The organism is Klebsiella sp. BIGb0407, assembly GCF_024807845.1.
Taxonomy (GTDB): Bacteria; Pseudomonadota; Gammaproteobacteria; order Enterobacterales; family Enterobacteriaceae; genus JGM124.
The window spans coordinates 291,585-315,271 of sequence record NZ_JANUEQ010000002.1 but is presented as its reverse complement, the minus strand read 5'-3'; the positions used below and the strand labels follow the sequence as shown (position 1 = coordinate 315,271).

Genomic DNA, 23,687 nt, shown 5'->3' with positions numbered 1-23,687 from the left:
GAAATCGTTCAAGTAGCGCTATTTTATTAGAGTTATCGTCGTTCAGACCTTGCTGAAATGCTTAAAGAATGCCGGATTATTCTATCATTTAAAACCTCAATCTTAGTTAAACCAGTATCAATAATCAGAGTCTGCTGAGCCAGCTTAGTAGGGATTTGTGTGCGTCACGCGCCGTATATTTTCCGGTATATTCTCCTGGGCAATCCCATAAACCTGGGCTTGTTCAAGCACTCTGGCCGCCCAGCGTCGATGGGTTGCCGGTTCACACATTGCGCCTTGCGATTTAAAGACCGCCTGACTGGAATTCAGGATCCGTAGCGCATCTTCATGATCGGCTGAGGTAACCATCAGGGCACGCTCGATTTTTGCTATCTGATTTGGATGAATAGCCGTTTTCCCTACCAGCCCGTGTGCCATATCGAGTGCAAGTTCACGCTCCATCACATGATGGTCATCAATATGCTCACACACCGGAGAAGTCAGCGCAAAATCTCTGGAGCCAAAGACTGCGACGAGCATTTTGATGACATAGCCCATCGGACTGTCATAGAGCGTGAGATTACGCGGGCGGCGCAGGGAAATGACATTCATGAGATCGTTTCCTCCGATACGCAGGGCGATGATCCGCTGGTGGCAGGAATGTTCTACCAGAGCTGTGGCGAGTTCACGCATCCGGATTACGTCAAAGACGTCTTCAGTTTCCAGGGTCGGCATCATACATAAGTGTGAATCCTTCATGATTTCCCACCACACAGGCAGGGAAGCGAGGGTGAACTTGGGTAAGACCAGCCCATCAATCGGGGATAAATCCAGAGCGCTCACTAAATATTGACCCATGCCTGTATGGCGAGGACGAATAAATATCAGTGGCCATTCATCACCCAGACCTTCTGCTTTTGCTTCGCATAACACACCCAGAACCTGTTTTAAATTAGCCATCGCCGCGGGGACATCTGCTTCACTGACAGCATCCTCAAGGCAAATCACAATCGAACGGAGCCCGACAATGTCATTATTCAGGATACAACTGGCAATATCAGAGCGCGTTGCAGGCATATAGAGTGTGGCACCCAGCCGATAAGGCGATAGTCTCTTAGTCATCAGTGCACCTTTTTAATAATGGTGATTGCACGGTATTGTCCGAGGTTGTCACCGACCTCAGTGATGGTGATATTTTTTTCACGTGCCTGGCAGACCAGGAGCTCAACGTCAGGATCGTCCACCGAACGGACTAAAACATGTTCGGGAAGCCTGCGTAAAACGGCACGTGTGGCTTCTGCAATACCGGGTTTAATCCGGTTAATATTGGAAATATTGTATTGTGTGGCCAGATTACCAATAACCTGCTCGCTAAGAGATTTCAACTTTGTATTGTGACTTTCAGAAGTCCGCTGGCTGGCCGGAATAGTCTGTTTTTCCAGTGAGTCCCGACACCCGGCAACGCTATCCACGAACGAGCGGCTACAGTCAAATTGACGAAGATGCTCACACTGAACACAGCCATGCAGTCCTTCAGATGACCAGACAGAGCGTGAGATAAGCCCGGACACGGGCGAACCCATAATGCCAAAGGGGATCAACCAGTCATCATGACTGGCGGTGAGCCAGGATACACCACAAGGATCGGCGAGAACAACCAGGCGTGGGTTGACTGGATACCCTGATCGTGATGCCAGTGAGCGTCGTAGTTCGCCACTAATGGCCCCTTTACCGGTCCAGCCATCGACAAATACGACACCTTCTGTACCATGTCGGTTCTCAATCCAATCCATTGCGGTGCTATCAATTCCCCTGTCGCGAATAATGCTCACGCCATAATGGTATGACTGCTTACCCATCTCCCGCAAAGTTTGATGTAGCATCACGCCAAGAGGGACGCCAGCACGAACCAGACTGACTAATATAATCGGTGTATTATCGAAGCGGTCTGACAGCGCTTTTGCCAGCATTACCACTTCTCTTGCCAGGCGAATGGCGCCTTTATCCAGAGCTCGGGAAAATAAATCAAGATGCCAGCGGGTGGGCTCAGGTTCCTGACTTAACATCTCGGAATAATGTTTGGTACCTGACTGAATAAGCAGTTCTTTTTGTTCCACCGATGTCATTTCTATTGCCACCGGCTTGAGCAAAAAATGAATATCCTCAGGCAGATAGGAACCAGAAAAGGGGATAAAGGATTGCATATTATTGCTCTCCAAAAACATGGCGATTGATATGTTCAGCAAACTGACTCTGACGAGGCAGACCAAACCAATGGCACAGTTTCATAAAGCTATGATCGCTAAGACTGTCACCCAGACCCATCACTGGGAAAACGCCGCGCTCTGCGCGTAACTTGTCGAGTAAGTATTGTGTTGCCAGGCCTTTTTCTACTGGAACTGGCAGCCAGGCAATATTGTTACTATTGCGATGAATATAAAAACCGCTAGTCGGATACAGGGTTTCAAGTTCCTTACCAAAGGCGTAGAGCTCAGCAAGCTGTGTGTTGTCGGTATGCTTCATCACCAGGTAGACGGGAGTATCGCCATATTCATAATTGATTCTTGCCCAACCCTGAATGCCTTTTTCAGCCATCAGTGAAGTAATATAACGCTGCAGAGTTAGCAAAGGCTCCCGGTAGGCAGACAGCGTTGCCTGCATATGTTTTTTCCACTTTTCATCGGGTGTACCTTCTGGCGTCAGGATCACCGCACCATGCGTGGTAATAGCCCATGAACGATAAGGGATAGTGACTCGCGCTATCTCGTCCGTACCGCGTGCGGTGACGGGAATAAAGTCTGCATGTTCAATCAGCCAGTCCACCAGCATAGACTGTTCTTCCGTCATAAAACTGCGTGGATTCATGGACGGATCCAGGGCTCCTGTCCGGAAGGGCTCCTGCGCAAGTTTATCCACCATTTTCCGGCGAGTCTGAAACAGCGTGTCATCCAGGTCGGAGAAAACCACGGGCTTATTCATAAACGATAACCTCAACGTCGGGAGCCACACTGTTTAAGGCATCCAGCAAGGCAGGGTCGATACTCTCAATCGGGGTTTCGATACAAAGCAGAATTCGGTCGAATTGCTGGTGGGCGACGTTATAGACAAAATTGGGAATACCGAGCCCATAATTATCGGCAAAGGCAATTCCTGACTCAATAGCAAAGCCAGTAGAGATGGGGGAGCGGGTGGTGCTACTGAACCTGACTTCAGCCCCTTGAGCTTCGAGACGTTCCGCCAGTAAGAAGGGTTCCCAGACAAATTCCCCGGTTCCCAGCACTAATATTTTTTCCCCTGCCGTAACAGCTACCCCGGTACCCAGATCGCCAGCAGGCTTTGCCATCCCCAGACGCCCCCAGCTTTGTTTTCCGATAATAGCCACGCTTCCTTTTGCCGTGACATTGACGTCAGGCATGACGGGAACCGGTGCATTCACTTTTTTCTCCCAGTGCCAGTCCCCTTCAACGAGAGATACTGATATGACTGGGAGTGGACACTGTTCGGCGATGGCGTTTCCACTCCAGTTGGTGAGTGTCACGGTAACAACCTGTTCTATTGCCGACAGATTTGCCTCGGTGCGCAATGCCTCTAGCAGGTTGATAAAGGTTTTACCCGTAGTCGCTTCATCATCAATCAGCACCAGTGTACGTGCGTTACGCACATGGTCCCGAAGAACGGGGCTGGCAGGGTGATAGAGCAGATGATCTGTTGCATGTGAATGATCTTCTTTAAATTCACACATTAATTCTCCCTCAACCGGATAGCGGGTTGAGGTCAGATAGACGGCTTCATTGAACTGTTTTGACGCTTCATGATAGACGCCAGCTCCCAGCCCGACGGCGGTTTCCGCCATACCGATAAACAGTACTGGCTGAGGGAGATTTGCCGGGATCTGTTGTGCCAGTTGCTGATAGACGGAACGCATTATCAGAGGTGAGACCGGAATATGTTTTCCCAGCACCTTGCTGACAAAAAGAAAGCCGCGTTTAGGGTTACGACGTTCGGCAATATCGAACAGGGACTCTAACGGCAGAATACCACCTGTCGGAGTCACCGTCAGGGTTCCGCCTGACAGCTCTTTGCGATAGAGAGTGGGTTGATTTTGCATAATCAGTCGCTCCCGTTGCTGGCGACAAGGTTATCCAGAACGGTCGGATAGAGGATGACATCAGTCATCGAGCGAACAACGATGGGCGCGAAGCTTTCTGTTGCCAGCAATTTAGCCTCGGATTCACTACAGAGTCCGAGCTGACGCAGGGCAAACAGGGCAGGCAGGTTTACGCCACTATGGAGGGTATAGCCGATACCACCCGAAGGCCGCATATTAATCTCCAGCAGAACGGGTTCACCATTTTCGTTATTGCGCGTCTGTACATTGACGAGACCGTTCGCTTCCATCAACTGAGCGCAGCGTTTACCCAGCTCAAAGGCGGGACCTGACTGCTCGAGATATTGCAGAGCGCCCTCTTTGCGACGGGCAACAGCGGCAATGACTTCACCTTTTTCAACGAGCATATCGACAGAATATTCGGGACCCGGTAACCAAGGCATCAGAACCAGCGGTTTAAAATCATCTTGCTGCTCAAGTGCATGCAAATACATCTCAGGATGCACTTTACGGTTATCGGGATGAGTAAACGCTGACATTGGGGTCGCGTTCTCATCAAAGCGCCAGAATCCCATACCGTAAATACCCGTAACCGGTTTTACGCAAAGCGCGTTTTTATTGTCTGCCGATGTGAGTTTCTCACGCAATTCTCCGGCGCTTTCAATTCGCACAGAAGGTACAACGGGCAGGCCATGAGCCTCCATTTTCCGGGCAAATTCAACTTTGTCATCTGCAAGTGTAAGCGTTGCAAGGCTGCTTGCGCCTGTCGTCAGGGAAACACCCAGCATTTCAATCTGCTGGCGATGTTCTTCAAACCACTGGCAGTTACGACCGCTATGGATAGCCTTTACTCCATATTTTTTTACGGTGTTAACAATGAAATCCAGTCTCTGCTCATCCTCAGCAGGTTCAATCAAGGCGATATCCGCCTGAGAGAGTATTTCATTGCGATGATGGCGATGAGAGGCAAGCACGGTAACGGCCTGATCAGTCTCTTTAAAAAATGCCTGAACACCTGAAATGATATCGCGCTGCGACGATAAGCCTTCCATAAACCAGATTGTGTAACTCATCGCTTATTTGTCCCGGAATGAGAGGAGGAAACCATTGAGAGTTGAGTCTAAGGAGGGTACTTCTTTATGTCAATCATAATATGATTTCAATTATTGTTAATAAATCAGCGCGTGAATTTTGATTTTTTTTCGTTTTTTTCGTCATTATAAGTAAATAATTAATATTTAAATCGTTTTAAATCATGATTTTATTTTTATTCTATTGAATGCAGTAAAAAATGGGGTTGTAGTGTAACTTCATCATGATATGATTTTTTAAAATATGATTTTGTGATTCTAAAGAAGAACGATTTAACCTACTACTGAAGGAATAAATAATGGTTTCATTAAGTAAAAACCAAACAGTTTCACTCAGCAAAGAGACCTCATCGTTAAATCGGCTGCAATTCGGTTTAGGCTGGGATCCTTTGAAAAAGAAAAAAGGATTCTTCGGCGGCCTTCTCGGCGGGGGCAGTGACTCCATAGATTTAGATGCCGGATGCGTTCTGTTGGATGCTTCAGGCAAAACTATCGATACCATCTGGTTTCGCAAGCTGAAATCAGGTTGTGGCTCAGTGGTTCACCTGGGTGACAACCTGACCGGCGAAGGAGATGGCGATGATGAAGTTATCACAGTTGATCTGACGCGTTTACCTGCTCAGGTTGAATACCTTGCTTTCACCGTGAATAGTTTCCGCGGCCAGACCTTTAATGAAGTGGATAACGCTTTTTGTCGTGTGGTCGATCAATCCGGTAAAGAGCTGGCGCGCTATAAGCTGACCGAACAGGGCTCTCATACCGGAATCATTATTGCCTCTTTAGCACGTAAGGGCGGTAACTGGGACTTTACGGCTCATGGCAAGGCCTCCAGCGGTCGAACCATTGATGATATGCATACTGATATTGTTGCTACGGTGGTGCGGTAATGACTATGACGCCTGGGGGCAATGCTCCCGTTCCTTCACAGATACTGACGGTACGTGTTCTCTCTGGCGTCCCGGTTGATGCCTCTTCGTTCCGTCTTTACGCTTCAGGTAAAGTGCAGGGTGACCCGGATATGGTGTTCTACGGGCAACCTGCTAACGATGATGGCTCAGTAAAACTCTCAGGCGCGGGCACTGACACAGCCTTTTTGGTTGATATCAACCGTCTGCGGCCTGAAGTACAAAAACTGGCTTTCACCGCCACCTGTGAGGGGAATACCACTCTCTCAGGTTTGAAGCACCTTGCTATTCAGGTTGAGCTTAACGGCAATATTTTGCTGTCCGGTAATGTCGATGTATCTGGCCGTCAGGAAGCGGCCCTGATCCTCGGGGAGCTTTACCGCCGCAATACTGAGTGGAAGTTTCGCTTTATCGCCCAGGGCTTTAATGGTGGCTTGCAGCCATTAGCAGAACACTTTGGTGTCGATATTTCTGAACCTGCTAGTGCACCGACTCCGCCTCCTGTGAGGGCGCCAGAGCCGACGCCTCCACCGGCAAAAATCAGTTTGAGTAAAGTCTCACTGACCAAAGAGAAACCGACTATCAGCCTGGCTAAGCGGGATAATTTTGGTGAGATAAAAATTAACCTCAACTGGAATCAAGCTCGCACAGAGTCAGGCGGTATGTTCGGGGGAATGTTCGGTAAGTCTAAAGGCATTGATTTGGATTTAGGGGCATTTGTTGAACTTCAGGATGGCTCGAAAGGGGTGATTCAGGCGCTTGGAAATACCTTTGGTCGACTGAATTCAGAACCTTTTGTTGAATTACAGGGTGACGACCGCACTGGTCAGGCGACTGAGGGCGAATGGCTGCATATCAACGGTCGCGAATGGAAGAATATCCGCCAGGTCCTGATCTTTGCCTTTATTTATGAAGGGGTAGCAAGCTGGGATAAAACAGATGGCGTTGTCACGCTACATATTCCAGAGCAACCGCCGATAGAAACGCGTTTAACGGAAGGGTCTAACCGCCACAACATGTGTGCGATAGCGCGTCTGGTAAATGAGAATGGCACCATCAAAGTTGAACGTATCAACCAGTTTTTCAGTGGCCATAAAGACATGGACAACGCGCTAGGCTGGGGTTTCCGTTGGTCAGCGGGTTCAAAATAAATTGAATTTTTCGAGGATAAGATAATGAGTTTCTTAAATAAAGTAAAAGGCGCCTTTAGCGCAGGTCGTGATGAGCTGACCAAACAGGTTGGACGCTTTAAACACAAAAAATTCATGCAGGGAACAGTAGCCGTTTGTGCCCGCATTGCCGTCACCAGCGATGGTGTTAGCGCTGAAGAAAAGCAAAAGATGATTGGTTTCCTCAAAGCCTCTCCTGAGCTGAAAGTTTTCGATACCAAAGAAGTTATCGACTTCTTCAATGAGCTGGTTGAAAGCTTCAGCTTCGATTACGAAATCGGTAAAGGGGAAACGATGAAATATATTCTGGCATTGAAAGATCAGCCAGAAGCCGCACAACTGGCGGTTCGTGTAGGTATCGCGGTTGCAAAAAGTGATGGTGATTTCGACCAGTCTGAACAGGCTGCAGTCATTGAGATTGCACAGGCTCTGGGCTTTACTCCGGCTGAATTCGGCCTTTAATTTTTACACTTTGGTTTAAGGTCTCATTATGGTTTCTACACATATTGGTTTCCCGGCAGAAACGGTCATTGTTTTTGTTGTCCTGGCTATTGGAGCCATCTGTATCGATTTGTTTATGCACCGCCATGACAAGCCGATTTCTTTAAAAAGCGCATCGCTTTGGACCGTGTTCTGGATAGCTATCGCGATGGCTTTTGCGGGGTTCCTCTATGTTCACCACGGCGCTGAAGTTGCCAGCCTGTTTATTACCGGTTATGCGCTAGAGAAAGTTCTCTCGGTCGATAACCTGTTTGTGATTATGGCTATCTTCTCCTGGTTCGCTGTGCCGAATAACTTACGTCACCGCGTACTTTACTGGGGAGTCATTGGCGCAATCGTCTTCCGTGGTGTCTTTGTTGCCATTGGTACCAGCCTGCTGGCATTAGGGCCTTGGGTCGAAATTGTCTTTGCTTTAATCGTCTTGTGGACCGCAGTGATGATGCTGAAAAGCGGTGATGATAACGATGAGATTGAAGATTACTCTCAGCATATCGCCTACCGTATGGTGAAACGTTTCTTCCCTATCTGGCCGAAATTGAAAGGACACGCTTTCCTTATCAGTCAGAAAGAAGTGGATGCCGAGCTGGCAAAACCTGAGAACAAAGACGTCAAAATCGGCCGTACCGGTAAAGGCGCAATGTATGCAACGCCACTGATGCTCTGTCTGGCCGTGGTTGAACTGTCTGATGTGATGTTCGCTTTTGACTCTGTTCCGGCGGTTATCGCGGTGAGTCGTGAGCCACTGATTGTCTACAGTGCCATGATGTTCGCTATCCTCGGCCTGCGTACCATGTACTTTGTTCTGGAAGCGCTTAAGCAATACCTGGTACACCTTGAAAAAGCCGTTATTGCGCTGCTGTTCTTTATCGGTCTGAAACTGGGCTTGAATGCAACCGACCACCTGTGGCATCACGGTTACAGCATTTCAGCCAATATGAGTCTTTTTGTTGTCCTGGGTGTACTGGCTATAGGTATTATTGTCAGCGTGTTGTTCCCTGGAAAGCCTGAGTCCAAAGAAGGCGAAGAAGGTTAATTTCCCTTGAGCTTCACTTCGATAATTAACCTTAGCAACGGAGGATAGAAGGATGGGCGTTTCTCTCTCTAAAGGCGGGAATGTTTCTTTAAGCAAAGAAGCCCCAACCATGAAAAATATGATGGTCGGTCTGGGGTGGGATGCCTGCTCCACCGACGGTCAGGACTTTGACCTCGATGCTTCAGCATTTTTGCTAGCGAGCTCCGGAAAAGTACGTGGTGATGCAGATTTCATTTTCTACAACAATTTGAAATCTTCTGATGGCTCTGTACTGCATACCGGCGACAACCGTACGGGTGAAGGCGAAGGTGATGATGAGGCATTAAAAATTAAGCTCGACCAGCTTTCGACGGAGGTGGAAAAGATTATTTTTGTGGTGACCATCCATGATGCAGCCACCCGTCGTCAGAACTTTGGTCAGGTATCAGGCGCATTTATTCGTCTGGTTAATGCTGATAACCAGCGGGAAGTGGCTCGTTATGACCTGACTGAAGATGCATCAACAGAAACCGCCATGCTATTTGGCGAGCTGTATCGCTACAAGGGTGAGTGGAAATTCCGTGCTGTTGGTCAGGGTTATGCGGGTGGCCTGGCATCGGTTTGTGCCCAGTACGGTATCAATGCATCTTAATTGATAAAAAGTGAATTCTATCAGTACGATACCCGGGGTTCTTGAAATCTGACGGGTACAAACAGGCGGTATTCGCCGCCTGATTTATGAATACTTAGGAGAGTAAAAAATGGCTGTATCTTTGACTAAAGGCGGAAACGTATCCTTAACGAAAGAAGCACCAACCATGAATATCGCCATGGCTGGTCTGGGCTGGGATGCGCGTGTAACTGATGGTGCGGGTTTTGATCTGGATGCATCAGTCTTTATGGTTGGTGATGACGGTAAAGTTATCTCCGATGCATCCTTTATTTTCTTTAACAACAAAACCAGCACCTGTGGTTCCGTTAACCATATGGGTGACAACCGCACTGGCGAAGGCGACGGCGATGATGAGCAGGTTAAAGTTGAGCTGTCTAAAATCCCAGCCGAAGTGAAAAAGCTGGTCTTTGCGGTCACTATTTATGATGCCGAAGTACGTAATCAGAACTTTGGTATGGTGAGCAACAGCTATATGCGTGTTGTTAACCACGACAACGGCACCGAAATTGCCCGTTTCGATTTGTCAGAAGACGCTTCTACCGAAACAGCAATGATCTTCGGCGAACTGTATCGTCACAACGCTGAGTGGAAATTTAAAGCAGTAGGTCAGGGCTTTGCCGGTGGCTTATCTGCGCTGGCTTCCCAGCACGGTGTTAATATCTAATCTCTGCCCCAGCCAGGCAGCCTGCCGATGGGCTGCCTGATAAAACAAACTCCTGTATTTTACTTTCCTGCCGCTTTCCTTCATTCTTTTGTGATTGACATCGTTTTTCTTTATAAGAAAATTGCTTTCCAATAAATCATATGTTAGTAAGTTAATCTGTGAGCTATTTTTTATTCCCTCTGATTACTTTATCTCTAAAGTTATTATTAAATATACCCATTTAATTTATTCTGGTTATTATGAATAAAAGACTGCTCTATGTTTTTAATTATACACAATATTAATTAAATAATTTTAATGTATAATTAAATTTATCGATCCCTTATGTGCTGACTGAATATTAATAACGATATTTATTCTGAATTATAACGGGGAAACAATCTATGAATATTAAATATATACTGCCTTCATTATTGCTGGCAACATCTGTTCATGTCTTTGCCGAGAGCACACCCAGGCATGGTTATATCGACTCTCCGCCAAGCAGAGCATTTCTGTGCTCAAGTTCAGGTGGAAATTTAAATAAAGAATGTGGTTTAGTACAGTATGAACCGCAGTCTGTTGAGGGGCCGAAAGGGTTTCCTGAAAAAGGGCCGGCAGATGGACAAATACCCGGTGCAGGTAGAGCTAAATTCGCTCAGTTAAATGAACAGACTCCCGTTCGCTGGCATAAAATCGCATTAAATAGTGGAGAAAATACCTTTAACTGGACATTAACCGCGGCTCACAGTACCACATCATGGCGATTTTTTATTACGAACCAAAATTGGGATCCAAATAAACCGCTGACAAGAGCCGATTTTGATTTAACTCCTTTCTGTGAGCAATTTGATAATGGGAAGGTCCCTGCCAGTAAAGTATCAATTAACTGTGATGTTCCAAAACGTACTGGATATCAGGTTATTCTTGGCGTATGGGATATAGCCGATACCGGGAATGCATTTTATCAAGTTATTGATGCTGATATGGCTAATAGTGATTAAATTTATTATAGTTACCCCACTCAATTAATCGAGTGGGGTGATAAACAGGCTATTTTTTATATAAAAAATATGAACCTATTTCAGCGTATTTTTTATCTTTGTCATCGGTGGATTACGTTTTTCCCAGGCACTGTGAAAGTGTCGCCAGTGTGGCTCCTGAGCAACCGCCAGCATCTCATAATCGCCCCGTGTATCACCCCAGGCCCTTAAGTACCAGTCAGAGAGTGGGCCATATTCCGCATTAAGCCTGACGACCTTTTGAGCACATCGGCAGTTCTGGCCATCGATATTTCCTGTCAGCACACCCTCTTTGACTTCCAAGTCTGTGCTTATCAAACGAATTCCTAACCTGTCGGCAAAAGGCTTAAGCACTATGGAAGGGGAAGCAGAGCAAATCGTGACGATAGCGCCGGAATTAATCTGAGTAGCCACGGCAATCAGACCGGAAGGGCGCATCATTCGGCTAAAGTACTTTTCACAGAATTCATGGGCTTTCTGTTCAACCCACTTGGCTTCGACACCGGTAAGAAAAGTTTTGATGAGGATACCCTTCAGCTCATCACGGGTGACTCTGCGACCGAAACATTTAAGCGTCGGGATCACCAGGCGTATCAGGCGCCGGGCAAAGACGCGTTTCCCAAAGGCAAAGCGCAAGAAGGGAACAAAACTATCACGTTTCGTGAGCGTTCCATCGAAATCAAAGACGGAAAGAACCTTCGTCTTATTTGTCATCCTATACCTCAATGTTTAACGTGCTTCATCATAATGATAAAAGATGGCTATAGCGATCGCCAGAAAATATAAAGGCCAGCATAAGCTGGCCTTTAACGTATGGTGAGCAACAACGGATTAAATCAGTCCGGCAGCTTCACGCAGCTGTTCTGCTTTGTCGGTTTTTTCCCATGGGAAATGTTCGCGACCAAAGTGACCATAAGCGGCGGTTTCTTTGTAGATAGGGTGCAGCAGATCCAGCATCTGAATCAGACCGTATGGACGCAAGTCGAAGAACTCACGTACCAGCAGAGTCAGCTGCTCAACGGCAATTTTTTCGGTGCCGAAGGTTTCAACCATAATTGAAGTCGGTTCAGCCACGCCAATGGCGTAAGAAACCTGAATTTCACAACGGTCAGCCAGGCCTGCAGCAACGATGTTTTTTGCTACATAGCGAGCGGCATAGGCAGCAGAGCGGTCTACTTTCGACGGATCTTTACCTGAGAATGCGCCACCACCATGACGTGCCATACCGCCGTAGGTATCGACGATAATTTTGCGCCCGGTCAGACCACAGTCACCCATTGGGCCACCGATAACAAAACGGCCAGTCGGGTTAATATGGTATTTGGTCTGCGAATTCAGCCATTCAGCGGGCAGTACCGGCTGAATGATTTCTTCCATTACCGCTTCCTGAAGCGTTTTCAGGGAGACAGACTCAGAATGCTGAGTGGACAGCACAACCGCATCAATACCGACAATTTTACCGTCGTCATACTGGAAGGTAATCTGGCTTTTTGCATCCGGACGTAACCATGGCAGGGTGCCATTTTTACGCACTTCAGCCTGGCGCTGCACCAGACGGTGAGCATAAGTAATCGGCGCTGGCATTAACACGTCGGTTTCGTTAGTTGCGTAACCAAACATCAGCCCCTGATCACCGGCACCTTGCTCCAGCGGATCGGTACGATCGACGCCCTGATTAATGTCCGGGGATTGCTTACCAATGGCGCTCAGGATTGCACAGGAGTTAGCGTCGAAGCCCATATCTGAATGGACATAACCAATTTCGCGTATTGTCTGGCGAGTGATTTCTTCGATATCAACCCAGGCGCTGGTGGTGATTTCACCGCCGACTAAGACCATACCGGTTTTAACATAGGTTTCGCATGCGACACGAGCTTTCGGGTCTTGCTCAAGAATCGCATCAAGAACCGCATCAGAGATTTGGTCGGCGATTTTATCAGGATGCCCTTCAGATACTGACTCGGACGTAAAAAGGTGCTTAGCCATATTTTTTTCACCCTAAGAGAATTCGTTTAGTTCAGGCTGTTGCCAATAGTAAGTGTAGCGAAATAAACCAGCCTGAAAACGGTGTTGCCACAGATTGAAAAACAGGCAGTCTAATACTGGATATCTACTCTGAATAGTTCATGTGGCACTTAAGTAACTTGAACGATTTAGAGTATAGATGGATTAACATCTGGACGGCTATTTTAATTACTCACACAGCAGATGGCTAGAGTTATTTCTTCCAGGAGACGGTATTACGCTCGTTCCGTTAAGGTAAGTGGCCAGGGACTTGAAAAATCACGGGAAGAGGTTAGGGTAAACCCGGACGAACAACATAGCGTCAGTAGATATGGAATAGAAAAATGGAAATTTATCTCGGCCTGGCCGTTATCGCCATCGTGATACTCTGGATAGTGATGACCTACAACCGCTTTATCTCGCTGCGTCGTTTCAAAGACGAGGCCTGGAGCGGTATCGCAGTACAGCTTAAACGCAGGCACGATCTGGTTCCCAACCTGTTAAGTCTGGTAAAACGTTACGCCCTGCATGAGAAAGAACTGTTTGAAAATCTCTCTCTTCAGCGCAGTAATCTGACGGGGAATACTCGGGAAGTGGCTGAGAGTGAACGGGCATTATCCGGAGCCCTGGGCCGTATCTTTGCTCTGGCAGAAGCCTACCCGGAACTGAAGGCCAGTGAAAATTTCCTCTCCCTGCAACAGTCTCTTGCGGAGATAGAAGAACAACTCCAGATGGCGCGTCGTTATTTCAATGGCACGGTGCGTGATTTCAATATTCTGGTGGAGTCTTTCCCGAGCCTGCTACTGGCCCGGCTGTTTGGTTTCAAAACCTATGCGTTCTTCGAGCTTGAAGATCCTGATGATGCCAAATTACCTTCGATGGACTGAGAATTCTATGGTTACATTATCTCGCCGGATAACAGGCATTTTATGGGGACTATTGCTGCTTGTAACAGGAACGATGCAGGTCATAGCGGATGCAGATACTGTCGAAATCGTGCCCACTACTAGCGTAGAAAATTCACGACAGACACCACCAAGTCATTCCGGATTCATACGTGCCTATGAACATATTCTTTCGTTCGATGCCCGCGCTCATTTCAATACTGATGGCAGTATGGAGATGCGTGAAAACATCAAGGTCTTGTCTTTAGGCGAGGAGATAAAGCGTGGAATTTTCCGTACCTTACCACTCAGCTGGAACCGTCAGGATGGCAAGGTTTTCAGAGTAGATTATCAAGTCAAAACGGTGTTGCGTGATGGCGTACCAGAGCCATTCAGCCTTGATAAAACGGCTGATACGCTAACCGTGCGTATTGGCCGTCCCGAACATATCCTGAAACCTGCTATTTATAACTACGAAATCCGCTATCAGGTGAGCAATCATTTCAGTCGTTTCTCAGACTGGGATGAACTCTACTGGAATGTGACGGGTAACGATTGGAGCTACCCGATAACCAAGGCTAGTTTCCAATTGGAATTGCCCGATGGAAGCCAGTATCGGGATAGTGAAGGTAAAGATACTCGACTACGTAGCATCGATATTTATACAGGCACTAGTGGTGCTAAAGACCAAAATGCGCGGATCCTGCCTGATGGTGCGGTGCAGACCACACAGCCGCTCGATCCCGGTGAAGGTCTGACCGTCGTCTATACCTGGCCGCGAGATATTCTGGCTGGTGCCGACGATCCGCAAGCCGCTTTGCCGCTGGTACACCTGCTATTACCTTCACTGACAACCATAGCGTTGTGGATACCGGTGTTATTGCTGATTATTTATTGCCTGTGGTGGTGGCGTAAAAATGTCACTGCTGTCGGGTTAAAGATGCCTCCTGTAGTACCGCTGTATGCCATGCCCGCTAATCTTTCCCCCGGGTACCTGCGTTTTATTACTCAGCGTAAATACGACGACATGGCCTTTAGCAGCGATCTGCTGACTCTGGTTGCCAAGCGTTGCATGGCGATTACCATCAAGGAGAATAAACTTAACAACCCGTGGTTACCCAAATTTCGCTCACTGGATAAACAGTGGCTTTCTTACCATCCAGAGAATAAAAATCAGCAGTTAACGGCTGACGATAAACATCTTCTGGGGCTGTTGTTTGCGGGAAATCGTAAAAATATTAACCTCAGTTTGCCCCATCAGAGGCCAATGCAAAATGCGCGCAAGTGGTTAGAAAGCCAGAGTGAAAAGCAGCGGGATAAATTATTTATAAAACCAGGTAAACCGGTCCGTCGCGCAGTTTATATCATGCTGCTGATCCCTATTATTTGCGCGACCTTATTCAGCCCGGTATCAGGGATTATCATGCTGCCCGCGCTGGCATTCCTGTTGTTGGGTATGACGATGCTCTCTTTACCGCTGAGATTTATATTTAATCCCAAAAAAATATGGAACACCTGGGGATTTATCCCTTTAGTTATGTCGCTGATGTTTGGCTCCTTTAGCACTTTTGCTGGCGGTACGCTCCTGTTTACCCTGGTACCCTTGAGTGAATTTCCCGCCGGGTATATTGGCGCATTGCTGGCCTCCATTTTGTTATGCATTAGCTTTGGCTGGATGATTCCGCGTTATACCCAGCAGGGGCTGAACGATTTAGCCGTTGCACAAGGACTTAAACTTTATCTCGGCACAGCTGAAAGACATCGTTATCAGGCTCTTTATCCACCAGACCAACGGATATCCCATTTTGAAAGCTTGCTACCGGTAGCGCTTGCACTCGGCGTGGGTAAAACTTGGGCCAATAGCTTTGCCGAGTATTTGAGTCAGTCAGGTGCTATGTCGGACGTTTTTGCCGATGGTGACTGGAGTCGCGTCACTCGTTTCAGCCGGTCTTGTTCTTCATCGTCCATGGCAACCCCCAGCCGTAGCTCAAGCTCAGGGTCTTCGGGTTCCAGCTCCAGCGGATCGGGCTCCTCTGGCAGAGGCTCATCCGGTGGTGGTTCTGGCGGTGGCGGTGGCGGAGGCTGGTAGATTTGAGTCGCTAAGCAGGGCGCGCTTTACTGCCGAAGATTTGCCTATTTTTATTTTGCATTTTTCGCAAGTTATCGGTATAAAGCGCCCACGCGGCTTAATCAAAGCGCACGATATTTGTGTTGCCACTTCCAGCCGGGTTGAGCATTTTTCCAGGGCCTGTTTGCACAGGTTCGACGCTTTGGCTTGTTGCATATCTTTCAACGTATGCATGGAGGTGAGTTAATTAATGAATAGCCTGTATTCTGGCATCTGTTTGCTCCTCGCAACCTGCATCTCATGTTTTAAATCCTGCCGATGTTCCAGGCATCTCGGTGCTTCTCAGGACTCACGAGCCGGTATCTAAGCCCTTCGTGATAACTGAACAAGGGCGCTCTTGTCTGACAAGAGTTTTCTCGTGGTTTCGCCAATCTGTCATACAGATCCCGGTTATGTGTTTTACAATTAAATGAAAAAGAAACCCAAAGTACAGCCTGACTGTCAGATTTTTCTGCTACCCGAAGACCAGGGTAATAGGTTGTTATTGCAAGATTACCCTGCGATAGTAGTTAACTGTATCGCATATTTGAAACAACTTGAGGTTCGCCATGACTGACAAAATCTCTTCTGTTACAGGTTCGTCATCAGGCGAGCAAGATCAACATCGCTCCATGCAGGAGGTCGCTATGAGTTCTGAGGATGCAAGCAAAATGCTGCGTACCTATAATATTGCCTGGTGGGGTAATAATTATTATGACGTCAATGAGCTTGGCCATATTACCGTATGCCCGAACCCCGATGTTCCGCAGGCCAGAGTCGATCTCGCCGAGTTAGTGAAAGCGCGTGAAGTACAAGGACAGCGGCTACCGGCCCTGTTTTGTTTCCCGCAGATCCTGCAACATCGCCTGCGCTCAATTAACGCCGCTTTTAAGCGTGCTCGTGAATCTTACGGTTACAACGGCGACTATTTCCTGGTTTACCCGATTAAGGTTAACCAGCATAAGCGTGTAATCGAGTCGCTTATCCATTCCGGTGAGCCTTTAGGCCTGGAAGCAGGTTCAAAAGCTGAATTGATGGCAGTTCTGGCTCATGCCGGTATGACCCGTTCGGTGATTGTCTGTAACGGCTATAAAGACCGCGAGTATATTCGCCTGGCGCTGATCGGCGAGAAGATGGGCCATAAGGTCTATCTGGTTATCGAAAAAATGTCGGAAATTAGTATCGTTCTGGAAGAAGCAGAGCGTTTAAACGTGGTTCCGCGTCTGGGTGTTCGTGCCCGTCTGGCTTCTCAGGGGTCGGGTAAATGGCAGGCATCCGGTGGTGAGAAATCTAAATTTGGTCTGGCAGCAGTACAGGTATTACAGCTGGTCGAAATGCTCCGTGAAGCGGGCCATATCGACAGCTTACAACTGCTGCACTTCCACCTCGGTTCACAAATGGCGAATATCCGTGATATTGCCACCGGCGTGCGTGAGTCGGCGCGTTTCTATGTTGAGCTGCATAAACTTGGCGTCAATATTGAGTGCTTTGACGTCGGCGGCGGTTTAGGTGTCGACTACGAAGGCACGCGTTCCCAGTCAGACTGTTCTGTGAACTACGGTTTGAATGAGTATGCCAACAACATCATCTGGGCTATCGGTGATGCTTGTGAAGAGTTTAACCTGCCACACCCGACAGTCATTACCGAATCCGGACGTGCGGTTACCGCTCACCATACCGTTCTGGTCTCTAATATCATTGGTGTTGAACGTAACGAATACACCACGCCAGTAGCCCCGGCTGAAGATGCACCTCGTGCACTGCAGAGCATGTGGGAAACCTGGGGTGAAATGCATCAGCCTAATAACCGTCGTTCATTACGCGAATGGCTGCATGACAGCCAGATGGACTTGCATGATATTCACACCGGTTACGCTTCTGGCAGCTACTCTCTGCAGGAACGTGCCTGGGCGGAACAGCTTTACCTCAGTATGTGCCATGATATTCAGCGCCTGTTAGATCCAAGTAATCGCGCCCATCGGCCGATTATTGACGAACTACAAGAACGTATGGCGGATAAAATTTACGTCAACTTTTCGCTGTTCCAGTCAATGCCAGATGCCTGGGGTATCGATCAGCTATTCCCGGTTATGCCGCTGGAAGGGTTAAACCTGACGCCGAAACGCCGTGCTGTACTGCTGGATATCACCTGTGACTCGGACGGCGCGATCGATCACTATATCGATGGCGATGGTATCGCGACCACCATGCCAATGCCGGAATACGATCCTGAAAACCCACCGCTTTTAGGTTTCTTTATGGTGGGAGCGTACCAGGAAATTCTGGGCAATATGCATAACCTGTTTGGTGATACCGAAGCGGTGGACGTGTTTGTTACACCAGAAGGCGTTGTGAATGTTGAACTTTCTGATGAAGGGGATACGGTTGCCGACATGCTGCAATACGTTCAGTTGGATCCGAATACCCTGCTGAAGCACTTCCGGGATCAGGTTAAACAGACCGATCTGGACAGCGAGTTGCAACAGCAGTTCCTGGAAGAATTTGAAGCGGGGCTCTACGGCTATACTTATCTCGAAGACGAGTGACAGAGCCAGATAATTCGCGTCAATAGTACCCATTAATTATGCTAATCCCTTTCTCGTCGGGCTAACGACGCGGAAGGGATTTTTGTATTACGATGTCAATCAACCAAGAGGTCAGACAATGAGCACCTTAGGCCATCAATACGATAACTCCCTGGTATCCAATGCCTTTGGCTTTTTACGCTTGCCATTAAACTTCCAGCCTTATGACAGTGACGCTGACTGGGTTATCACTGGGGTGCCATTTGATATGGCAACCTCTGGTCGTGCCGGTGGGCGTCATGGGCCGGCTGCAATCCGTCAGGTATCAACTAACCTGGCCTGGGAAGGTAACCGCTTCCCGTGGAACTTTGATATGCGTGACCGCCTGAAAGTCGTGGACTGTGGCGATTTAGTGTATTCATTCGGCGATGCGCGTGAAATGAGTGAGAACCTGCAAGCCCATGCCGAGCGCTTACTGGCAAACGGGAAACGTATGCTCTCTTTTGGTGGTGACCACTTTGTCACTCTGCCACTGCTCCGCGCTCACGCTAAGCATTTCGGTAAAATGGCGTTGGTGCATTTTGATGCCCACACCGACACCTACTCGAATGGCTGTGAATTTGACCACGGGACTATGTTCTATACCGCACCGCAGGAAGGCCTGATCGATCCTAATCACTCAGTACAGATTGGTATTCGTACTGAGTTCGATAAAGACAATGGATTTACCGTTCTGGATGCGCCTCAGGTTAATGACAGAAGTGTTGATTCTCTGATTACTGAGATCAAACAAATCGTCGGTGATATGCCGGTCTATCTGACCTTTGATATCGATTGCCTGGATCCGGCTTTTGCACCAGGTACCGGCACGCCGGTGATCGGCGGTCTGACTTCAGATCGTGCCCTGAAACTGGTTCGTGGTCTGAAAGATCTGAATATTGTTGGGATGGATGTGGTTGAAGTGGCTCCGGCTTACGATCAGTCAGAAATCACCGCGCTTGCAGCTGCGACCCTGGCGCTGGAACTGCTGTATATCCAGGCGGCGAAAAAGGGCGAATAAGCCCAGTTTCTTGCTGTAATGCTAGCGACAAGAAGGGGTATCTGATACCCCTTCTGGCTCATTCAGCCAGTCAGAGTTAAGCGCTGCTTAATAAATTCGGCCGCCGTTCTGATACCTGCAAGGGTAATTGTATGGGGCACATGCTCTTCAATGCTGAGTTCAACCTGAACGCCTGCCGCACTTAAGGTCTCTGCCGCTTTCTGGCTCTCTTGCCACGGAATGACCGGGTCAGCTTTACCGTGAATCAGCAATGCGGCAGAATCAGCCCGCGGCTGTAACGGGAGCGGAGAAGCAAGCCGTCCTGAGAACGCTACCACGCCTGCCAGCGGATAGTCCCCGCGAATCAGCGTATCCATCGCCATAATTGATCCCTGGGAAAAGCCCACCAGTATCACGCGGTCAGTCTCCGGATTAATATCCTGTAGTTTGAACGCCTCCGCGAGCCTGGCATCAAATGCCTGACGGGCGGCCAGGATGCGTGCCGGACGGTTTTCTTCAGTCACTCCGCTGACGCTGAACCACTGAAAGCCTGGCCCCATATCGAAAGCTGACGTGCCGTCCGGTAGTGCGACAGATATTTGTGGTATCGCCTGCTTTAAGCGTTCTGCTACGCCCTGTAAATCACTGCCCCGACTACCGACACCGTGTAACAGCACAATCAGATTTTTACTCATTATTTTGCCTCTAGCCCGTAGGCACGCATATCCGGACCAATGGGAACAATACCATTAGGATTCAGCGCTTTAATTGAATAATATCCCTGCTTAATATGGTCAATACTGACGGTATCACGGATACCCGGTATAGCCAGAACGCGTCGGGTATAGCTGTCCAGATATTGGTACTCTCTGAGCTGGCGAATATTACATTTAAACAGGCCAAAGTAAGCGGCATCAAAACGGATCAGGGTGACAAACAGGCGAATATCCGCTTCGGTAAAATCACTTCCGGTTAAAAAATCGCGGCCGTCAGACAGCCTGGTTTCTAATTTATCCAGCATACCGAAGACATCGCTGACGGCTTCAGCGTAACTTATCTGGGTCGTGGCAAAGCCTGCACGGTAAACGCCATTATTTAATGCCGGATAAATTTCGGCATTTAAGCTTTCTATCTCGCTCTGAAGTAATGCGGGATAGAGGTCAATATCATTTCGGGCCAGCTCACCAAAACCGCTATTAAAGATACGGACGATATCGGCTGACTCATTGTTAACGATGGTGCGCGTTTTCTTGTCCCATAATACCGGAACCGTGGCGCGTCCTGTAAAGGCGCTGTCGGCCAAGGTATATAGCTGGTGAACCCACTCGGCATTATTCAGGGTATCGCGGTTAGCACCGGGATAGTCGCCAAAATGCCAGCCTTCATCCAGTAGCCAGGGTTCAACAACGGATACGCTAACGACCTCTTCCAGACCTTTAAGTTTACGCGCAATCAGCGTACGGGAAGCCCAGGGACAAATCAGTGCCACGTAAAGATGATATCTGTCTGGTTCGGCAATAAAGCCGGCATCACCGGTGATACCCGCCGAACCATCAGGTGTTACCCAGTGGCGGAAGCTTGAGGTCTGGCGCACAAAGCCGCCTTTTTCATCTGTCGCCTGCACGGGGTGCCATTCGGCGGTCCATTTTCCGTTAACCAGCATAATCTTATCCTCAGCGTTTGAATGAAGTCGGTTTCAGGGCATATTTACCATCACCAATCAGTGCCAGTGTAACCAGACCTACTATCCATAATGCAAGGAATTCCCAGCCACCGTTCGGATTAGTGAAGAAGAAACCTGCCGGTCCGTGTACGGTGGCGATAGCGCCGAGTAATACTGGGATCAGAACGATAGCAACGATCCGCGCATAAACACCGAGGATCAGGGCAACGCCTCCGACAAGTTCAACCGCCATCGTTACATAGGCAAGACCGCCCGGCAGTCCGAGTGAAGCAAAAAATTGCGCGGTGCCAGCGGGTGTGAAAACAAAAAATTTCAGACCAAAGTGAGCCAGAAACAAAATGCCTAATGCCAGGCGCATAATCAGGGCTGCGTAGGGGGCGGTGCGTTGATCTAACATAATGAATTCCTCTCGTAAGTTGATAAGAGGAATGTACTCCATTTCCACGAAGGTGATTATCCCCTCAGAAAGGGGAAGTTTATTTCCAAAATGGAAATAATCACCAGTTTTCTTCCCACTTTGGTTTTCCAGCAAAAGATTCGGCAAGAAAATCAATTAATACGCGAGAACGCCGGGTCAGGTATTTGGCGGGAGGATAAATGACGTACAGGCCTAGCGGTGGGGCTTCGTAGTGGGAGAGTACCGAGATAACGGTTCCCTCCTGAAGTGCCTTGCCTGCGACAAAAGTGGGGAGTCGCGTGATCCCCAGTCCTTCTATCGCTGCCCGCAGGCACACTTCTGCGTTGGAGAATTTTATTTGTCCGCGTACGGGCTGTACCTGTAGCTGACTATTCTCATCCTGGAATGACCAGGCAAGGGGATCGCGAAAATTCGTGTCCACAATACAGTGGTGCTCTGACAGCTGATTCCAGTGTGAAGGCGTACCTTTCTGCTGTAAGTAAGCAGGGGATGCCACTGTCACAATGCGGATATCACAAAGCTTACGGGCGATAAGGTTGCTGTCAGTAAGCTTCCCAATACGCAACGCAAGGTCAAAACCCTCATTAACGACATTGATCAGCCGATCAGCAAAGCTGACATCTAATTCAATATCAGGATAGCGGCGGGCAAAAGTAATAAGATGTTCAGTGAGTTGGGTTGAGCCAAAGGTGACCGGGGCCGAGACCCTTAACAGGCCTGAAGGCGTTTTCGAGGCATTAAGGACATCATCATTCAGCGCATCATACTCTGCCAGCAGCGGGCGGATACGCTCGTAGTAGGCCAGGCCCACTTCGGTGGGTTTAAGGGCTCGAGTGCTACGACTAAAAAGGCTGACGGCCAGTTCCCGCTCCAGCCGGGTAATCAGTTTCGATGCCTGCCCGTGGCTGGTGGACAGCCTCTGCGCGGCGGCGGTAAAACTTCCGGTTTCCATCACCGCAATAAACATGCGATCGCAATCGAGCCTTTCCATACTGCTTTCCTTTCACTCTGATAGCAGGAGGCAAAATGACGTTTTGCCTCCTGAACATTCGTATACCCTTTATTTAAGACCGTCGGCGGTCATGCGATCGCGGATATGCTGAGCACGACCTTCAGAGGAAGGGTGATCGTCAAGCATGCTGCTCTGGCGTCCGCCATCCAGACTCGCCAGTTTTTCAAAGCTGGTAGCTAGCCCGTTGGGGTTGATCTTACGCTGGCGTAGCAGGTCATAAGAGTAGTCATCAGCCTCTGATTCCTGGCGTTGTGAAAACTGCGCATTGACCAGTTTTTCACTTAAATCACCCAGCTGAGATTGCGATAGCTCGCCCACTACACCTCCGGCAGAAGCCGCAGCAATACGAACGGCGTTGGTACCCATCGCGACTTGCATACCTTTTTTCACATGACCTAAAGCTACGTGGCCCATTTCATGGCCCAGCACGCCTTCAACTTCATTATCGTTCATCAAGTCCATCAGGCCGCTGTAGACCCGGATGCAGCCATTTGCCATCGCAAAGGCGTTCACATCTTTAGTCATATAGACTTTATAATTCACCGGCATACCGTTGATATTATCTCCCAAAGCTTGTGAGATTTTCTTCAAACGCTGGGTATAAACGCTATTTGCCGGAGCCAGAGTGGCTTTGCTGTCTTGTTGCTTACAGGCTTCATCACTGAGTTGTTTTACCTGGGCATCGCTGAGGGTATAGGCCTGGAATGCGCCGACGCCGGAAGTTAATAAACCATCAGAGTTCATACCCTGACAGCCGCTCAAAAAGAGGGTTACGCCCAGTGCTGCGATAATGGGGTGTAACTTCATGTTCAAATCCTTCTATCAGTGATAATTGTGGAATAAAGAGGAACTCAATAGTTCATAACCAGGAGGTTTATCCTTTCATCAGGAAAACTTCATACGCTGCAGGT

The 23,687-nt window shown here is 48.4% G+C and carries 24 protein-coding genes; 12 read left to right on the top strand and 12 right to left on the bottom strand.

The annotated features are described in order from the left end of the window. Positions 1–144: 144 nt before the first annotated feature. Genes M2387_RS08630 through M2387_RS08610 form a run of 5 tightly spaced genes read right to left on the bottom strand, consistent with a single transcriptional unit; the run spans position 145 to position 5,160 of the window. Entirely contained in the window at positions 145–1,101 is a 957-nt protein-coding gene (locus M2387_RS08630) for an HpcH/HpaI aldolase/citrate lyase family protein (RefSeq protein WP_259048751.1), read from the bottom strand. Next, positions 1,101–2,183: a cysteine protease StiP family protein gene (locus tag M2387_RS08625; protein ID WP_259048750.1), complete on the bottom strand. Its 1,083-nt coding sequence runs from the start codon at positions 2,181–2,183 to the stop codon at positions 1,101–1,103. Before M2387_RS08625 ends, M2387_RS08630 begins: the two co-directional genes overlap by 1 nt. 1 nt (position 2,184) lies before the next feature. Next, the gene (locus M2387_RS08620; RefSeq protein WP_259048749.1) at positions 2,185–2,958 is read right to left on the bottom strand and encodes an HAD family hydrolase; all 774 of its coding nucleotides are present in this window, start codon (positions 2,956–2,958) and stop codon (positions 2,185–2,187) included. Further along, on the bottom strand, positions 2,951–4,090 hold the full coding sequence (locus M2387_RS08615) for a phosphoribosyltransferase domain-containing protein (protein ID WP_259049026.1): 1,140 nt from the start codon (positions 4,088–4,090) through the stop codon (positions 2,951–2,953). Before M2387_RS08615 ends, M2387_RS08620 begins: the two co-directional genes overlap by 8 nt. Further along, positions 4,090–5,160, bottom strand: a complete 1,071-nt coding sequence (locus M2387_RS08610; RefSeq protein ID WP_259048748.1) for an ATP-grasp domain-containing protein — start codon at positions 5,158–5,160, stop codon at positions 4,090–4,092. Before M2387_RS08610 ends, M2387_RS08615 begins: the two co-directional genes overlap by 1 nt. 317 nt (positions 5,161–5,477) lie before the next feature. On the opposite strand from M2387_RS08610, the gene M2387_RS08605 reads away from it, so the two are divergent. The 7 genes from M2387_RS08605 to M2387_RS08575 all read left to right on the top strand — a co-directional run bounded on the left by M2387_RS08605 (position 5,478) and on the right by M2387_RS08575 (position 11,085). After that, positions 5,478–6,065 carry a TerD family protein gene (locus M2387_RS08605; protein WP_259048747.1) on the top strand — a complete coding sequence of 196 codons (588 nt, stop codon included), beginning with the start codon at positions 5,478–5,480 and terminating at the stop codon, positions 6,063–6,065. Continuing rightward, positions 6,065–7,234 carry a TerD family protein gene (locus M2387_RS08600; protein WP_259048746.1) on the top strand — a complete coding sequence of 390 codons (1,170 nt, stop codon included), beginning with the start codon at positions 6,065–6,067 and terminating at the stop codon, positions 7,232–7,234. Before M2387_RS08605 ends, M2387_RS08600 begins: the two co-directional genes overlap by 1 nt. 24 nt (positions 7,235–7,258) lie before the next feature. Further along, a complete protein-coding gene (locus M2387_RS08595; protein WP_259048745.1) occupies positions 7,259–7,714 on the top strand; it encodes a tellurite resistance TerB family protein in 456 nt (151 codons plus the stop codon). Between the two features lie 28 nt (positions 7,715–7,742). Further along, positions 7,743–8,786, top strand: a complete 1,044-nt coding sequence (locus tag M2387_RS08590) for a TerC/Alx family metal homeostasis membrane protein (RefSeq protein WP_259048744.1) — start codon at positions 7,743–7,745, stop codon at positions 8,784–8,786. A 52-nt stretch (positions 8,787–8,838) separates the two neighbouring features. Then, positions 8,839–9,417, top strand: a complete 579-nt coding sequence (locus M2387_RS08585) for a TerD family protein (protein ID WP_259048743.1) — start codon at positions 8,839–8,841, stop codon at positions 9,415–9,417. A 109-nt stretch (positions 9,418–9,526) separates the two neighbouring features. Continuing rightward, the gene (locus M2387_RS08580) at positions 9,527–10,102 is read left to right on the top strand and encodes a TerD family protein (RefSeq protein WP_259048742.1); all 576 of its coding nucleotides are present in this window, start codon (positions 9,527–9,529) and stop codon (positions 10,100–10,102) included. 383 nt (positions 10,103–10,485) lie between these two features. After that, positions 10,486–11,085, top strand: coding sequence for a lytic polysaccharide monooxygenase (locus M2387_RS08575; RefSeq protein WP_259048741.1), 600 nt, complete (start codon positions 10,486–10,488; stop codon positions 11,083–11,085). A 75-nt stretch (positions 11,086–11,160) separates the two neighbouring features. Here M2387_RS08575 and M2387_RS08570 read toward each other — a convergent pair whose 3' ends face one another. Both M2387_RS08570 and metK read right to left on the bottom strand, forming a co-directional pair. Then, entirely contained in the window at positions 11,161–11,817 is a 657-nt protein-coding gene (locus M2387_RS08570; RefSeq protein ID WP_259048740.1) for an HAD family hydrolase, read from the bottom strand. 117 nt (positions 11,818–11,934) lie between these two features. Then, positions 11,935–13,089: a methionine adenosyltransferase gene (metK, locus tag M2387_RS08565; protein ID WP_259048739.1), complete on the bottom strand. Its 1,155-nt coding sequence runs from the start codon at positions 13,087–13,089 to the stop codon at positions 11,935–11,937. A 362-nt stretch (positions 13,090–13,451) separates the two neighbouring features. Between metK and M2387_RS08560 the strand changes: the two genes are divergently transcribed. The 5 genes from M2387_RS08560 to speB all read left to right on the top strand — a co-directional run bounded on the left by M2387_RS08560 (position 13,452) and on the right by speB (position 19,683). After that, on the top strand, positions 13,452–13,994 hold the full coding sequence (locus tag M2387_RS08560) for a LemA family protein (protein ID WP_259048738.1): 543 nt from the start codon (positions 13,452–13,454) through the stop codon (positions 13,992–13,994). 7 nt (positions 13,995–14,001) lie between these two features. Beyond that, positions 14,002–16,080: a DUF2207 domain-containing protein gene (locus tag M2387_RS08555; protein WP_259048737.1), complete on the top strand. Its 2,079-nt coding sequence runs from the start codon at positions 14,002–14,004 to the stop codon at positions 16,078–16,080. A 229-nt stretch (positions 16,081–16,309) separates the two neighbouring features. Further along, positions 16,310–16,426, top strand: coding sequence for a hypothetical protein (locus tag M2387_RS26015; RefSeq protein WP_462442474.1), 117 nt, complete (start codon positions 16,310–16,312; stop codon positions 16,424–16,426). A gap of 241 nt (positions 16,427–16,667) precedes the next feature. Then, positions 16,668–18,644 carry a biosynthetic arginine decarboxylase gene (speA, locus tag M2387_RS08550; RefSeq protein WP_259048736.1) on the top strand — a complete coding sequence of 659 codons (1,977 nt, stop codon included), beginning with the start codon at positions 16,668–16,670 and terminating at the stop codon, positions 18,642–18,644. A 118-nt stretch (positions 18,645–18,762) separates the two neighbouring features. Next, positions 18,763–19,683, top strand: a complete 921-nt coding sequence (gene speB / locus M2387_RS08545) for an agmatinase (protein WP_259048735.1) — start codon at positions 18,763–18,765, stop codon at positions 19,681–19,683. A gap of 62 nt (positions 19,684–19,745) precedes the next feature. Here the strand turns inward: speB and M2387_RS08540 are convergent, their stop codons facing one another. The 5 genes from M2387_RS08540 to loiP all read right to left on the bottom strand — a co-directional run bounded on the left by M2387_RS08540 (position 19,746) and on the right by loiP (position 23,583). Beyond that, a complete protein-coding gene (locus M2387_RS08540) occupies positions 19,746–20,357 on the bottom strand; it encodes an alpha/beta hydrolase (RefSeq protein ID WP_259048734.1) in 612 nt (203 codons plus the stop codon). Then, positions 20,357–21,325, bottom strand: a complete 969-nt coding sequence (locus tag M2387_RS08535) for a glutathione S-transferase family protein (RefSeq protein WP_259048733.1) — start codon at positions 21,323–21,325, stop codon at positions 20,357–20,359. The genes M2387_RS08540 and M2387_RS08535 overlap by 1 nt, the downstream gene beginning before the upstream one ends. A gap of 10 nt (positions 21,326–21,335) precedes the next feature. Further along, entirely contained in the window at positions 21,336–21,743 is a 408-nt protein-coding gene (locus M2387_RS08530) for a DoxX family protein (RefSeq protein ID WP_259048732.1), read from the bottom strand. Positions 21,744–21,843: 100 nt separating this feature from the next. Next, positions 21,844–22,755, bottom strand: a complete 912-nt coding sequence (locus tag M2387_RS08525; RefSeq protein ID WP_259048731.1) for a LysR family transcriptional regulator — start codon at positions 22,753–22,755, stop codon at positions 21,844–21,846. 69 nt (positions 22,756–22,824) lie between these two features. Next, positions 22,825–23,583 (bottom strand): metalloprotease LoiP, encoded by a 759-nt coding sequence (loiP, locus tag M2387_RS08520; protein WP_259048730.1) that lies wholly within the window; start codon positions 23,581–23,583, stop codon positions 22,825–22,827. Positions 23,584–23,687 lie beyond the last annotated feature (104 nt).

Excerpts from the sequence above, each read along its gene's own strand:
- M2387_RS08630 (WP_259048751.1), bottom strand. The coding sequence starts at position 1,101 with ATGACTAAGAGACTATCGCCTTATCGGCTGGGTGCCACACTCTATATG.
- M2387_RS08625 (WP_259048750.1), bottom strand. The coding sequence starts at position 2,183 with ATGCAATCCTTTATCCCCTTTTCTGGTTCCTATCTGCCTGAGGATATT.
- M2387_RS08620 (WP_259048749.1), bottom strand. The coding sequence starts at position 2,958 with ATGAATAAGCCCGTGGTTTTCTCCGACCTGGATGACACGCTGTTTCAG.
- M2387_RS08610 (WP_259048748.1), bottom strand. The coding sequence starts at position 5,160 with ATGAGTTACACAATCTGGTTTATGGAAGGCTTATCGTCGCAGCGCGAT.
- M2387_RS08605 (WP_259048747.1), top strand. The coding sequence starts at position 5,478 with ATGGTTTCATTAAGTAAAAACCAAACAGTTTCACTCAGCAAAGAGACC.
- M2387_RS08600 (WP_259048746.1), top strand. The coding sequence starts at position 6,065 with ATGACTATGACGCCTGGGGGCAATGCTCCCGTTCCTTCACAGATACTG.
- M2387_RS08595 (WP_259048745.1), top strand. The coding sequence starts at position 7,259 with ATGAGTTTCTTAAATAAAGTAAAAGGCGCCTTTAGCGCAGGTCGTGAT.
- M2387_RS08590 (WP_259048744.1), top strand. The coding sequence starts at position 7,743 with ATGGTTTCTACACATATTGGTTTCCCGGCAGAAACGGTCATTGTTTTT.
- M2387_RS08585 (WP_259048743.1), top strand. The coding sequence starts at position 8,839 with ATGGGCGTTTCTCTCTCTAAAGGCGGGAATGTTTCTTTAAGCAAAGAA.
- M2387_RS08580 (WP_259048742.1), top strand. The coding sequence starts at position 9,527 with ATGGCTGTATCTTTGACTAAAGGCGGAAACGTATCCTTAACGAAAGAA.
- M2387_RS08575 (WP_259048741.1), top strand. The coding sequence starts at position 10,486 with ATGAATATTAAATATATACTGCCTTCATTATTGCTGGCAACATCTGTT.
- M2387_RS08570 (WP_259048740.1), bottom strand. The coding sequence starts at position 11,817 with ATGACAAATAAGACGAAGGTTCTTTCCGTCTTTGATTTCGATGGAACG.
- metK (WP_259048739.1), bottom strand. The coding sequence starts at position 13,089 with ATGGCTAAGCACCTTTTTACGTCCGAGTCAGTATCTGAAGGGCATCCT.
- M2387_RS08560 (WP_259048738.1), top strand. The coding sequence starts at position 13,452 with ATGGAAATTTATCTCGGCCTGGCCGTTATCGCCATCGTGATACTCTGG.
- M2387_RS08555 (WP_259048737.1), top strand. The coding sequence starts at position 14,002 with ATGGTTACATTATCTCGCCGGATAACAGGCATTTTATGGGGACTATTG.
- M2387_RS26015 (WP_462442474.1), top strand. The coding sequence starts at position 16,310 with ATGAATAGCCTGTATTCTGGCATCTGTTTGCTCCTCGCAACCTGCATC.
- speA (WP_259048736.1), top strand. The coding sequence starts at position 16,668 with ATGACTGACAAAATCTCTTCTGTTACAGGTTCGTCATCAGGCGAGCAA.
- speB (WP_259048735.1), top strand. The coding sequence starts at position 18,763 with ATGAGCACCTTAGGCCATCAATACGATAACTCCCTGGTATCCAATGCC.
- M2387_RS08540 (WP_259048734.1), bottom strand. The coding sequence starts at position 20,357 with ATGAGTAAAAATCTGATTGTGCTGTTACACGGTGTCGGTAGTCGGGGC.
- M2387_RS08535 (WP_259048733.1), bottom strand. The coding sequence starts at position 21,325 with ATGCTGGTTAACGGAAAATGGACCGCCGAATGGCACCCCGTGCAGGCG.
- M2387_RS08530 (WP_259048732.1), bottom strand. The coding sequence starts at position 21,743 with ATGTTAGATCAACGCACCGCCCCCTACGCAGCCCTGATTATGCGCCTG.
- M2387_RS08525 (WP_259048731.1), bottom strand. The coding sequence starts at position 22,755 with ATGGAAAGGCTCGATTGCGATCGCATGTTTATTGCGGTGATGGAAACC.
- loiP (WP_259048730.1), bottom strand. The coding sequence starts at position 23,583 with ATGAAGTTACACCCCATTATCGCAGCACTGGGCGTAACCCTCTTTTTG.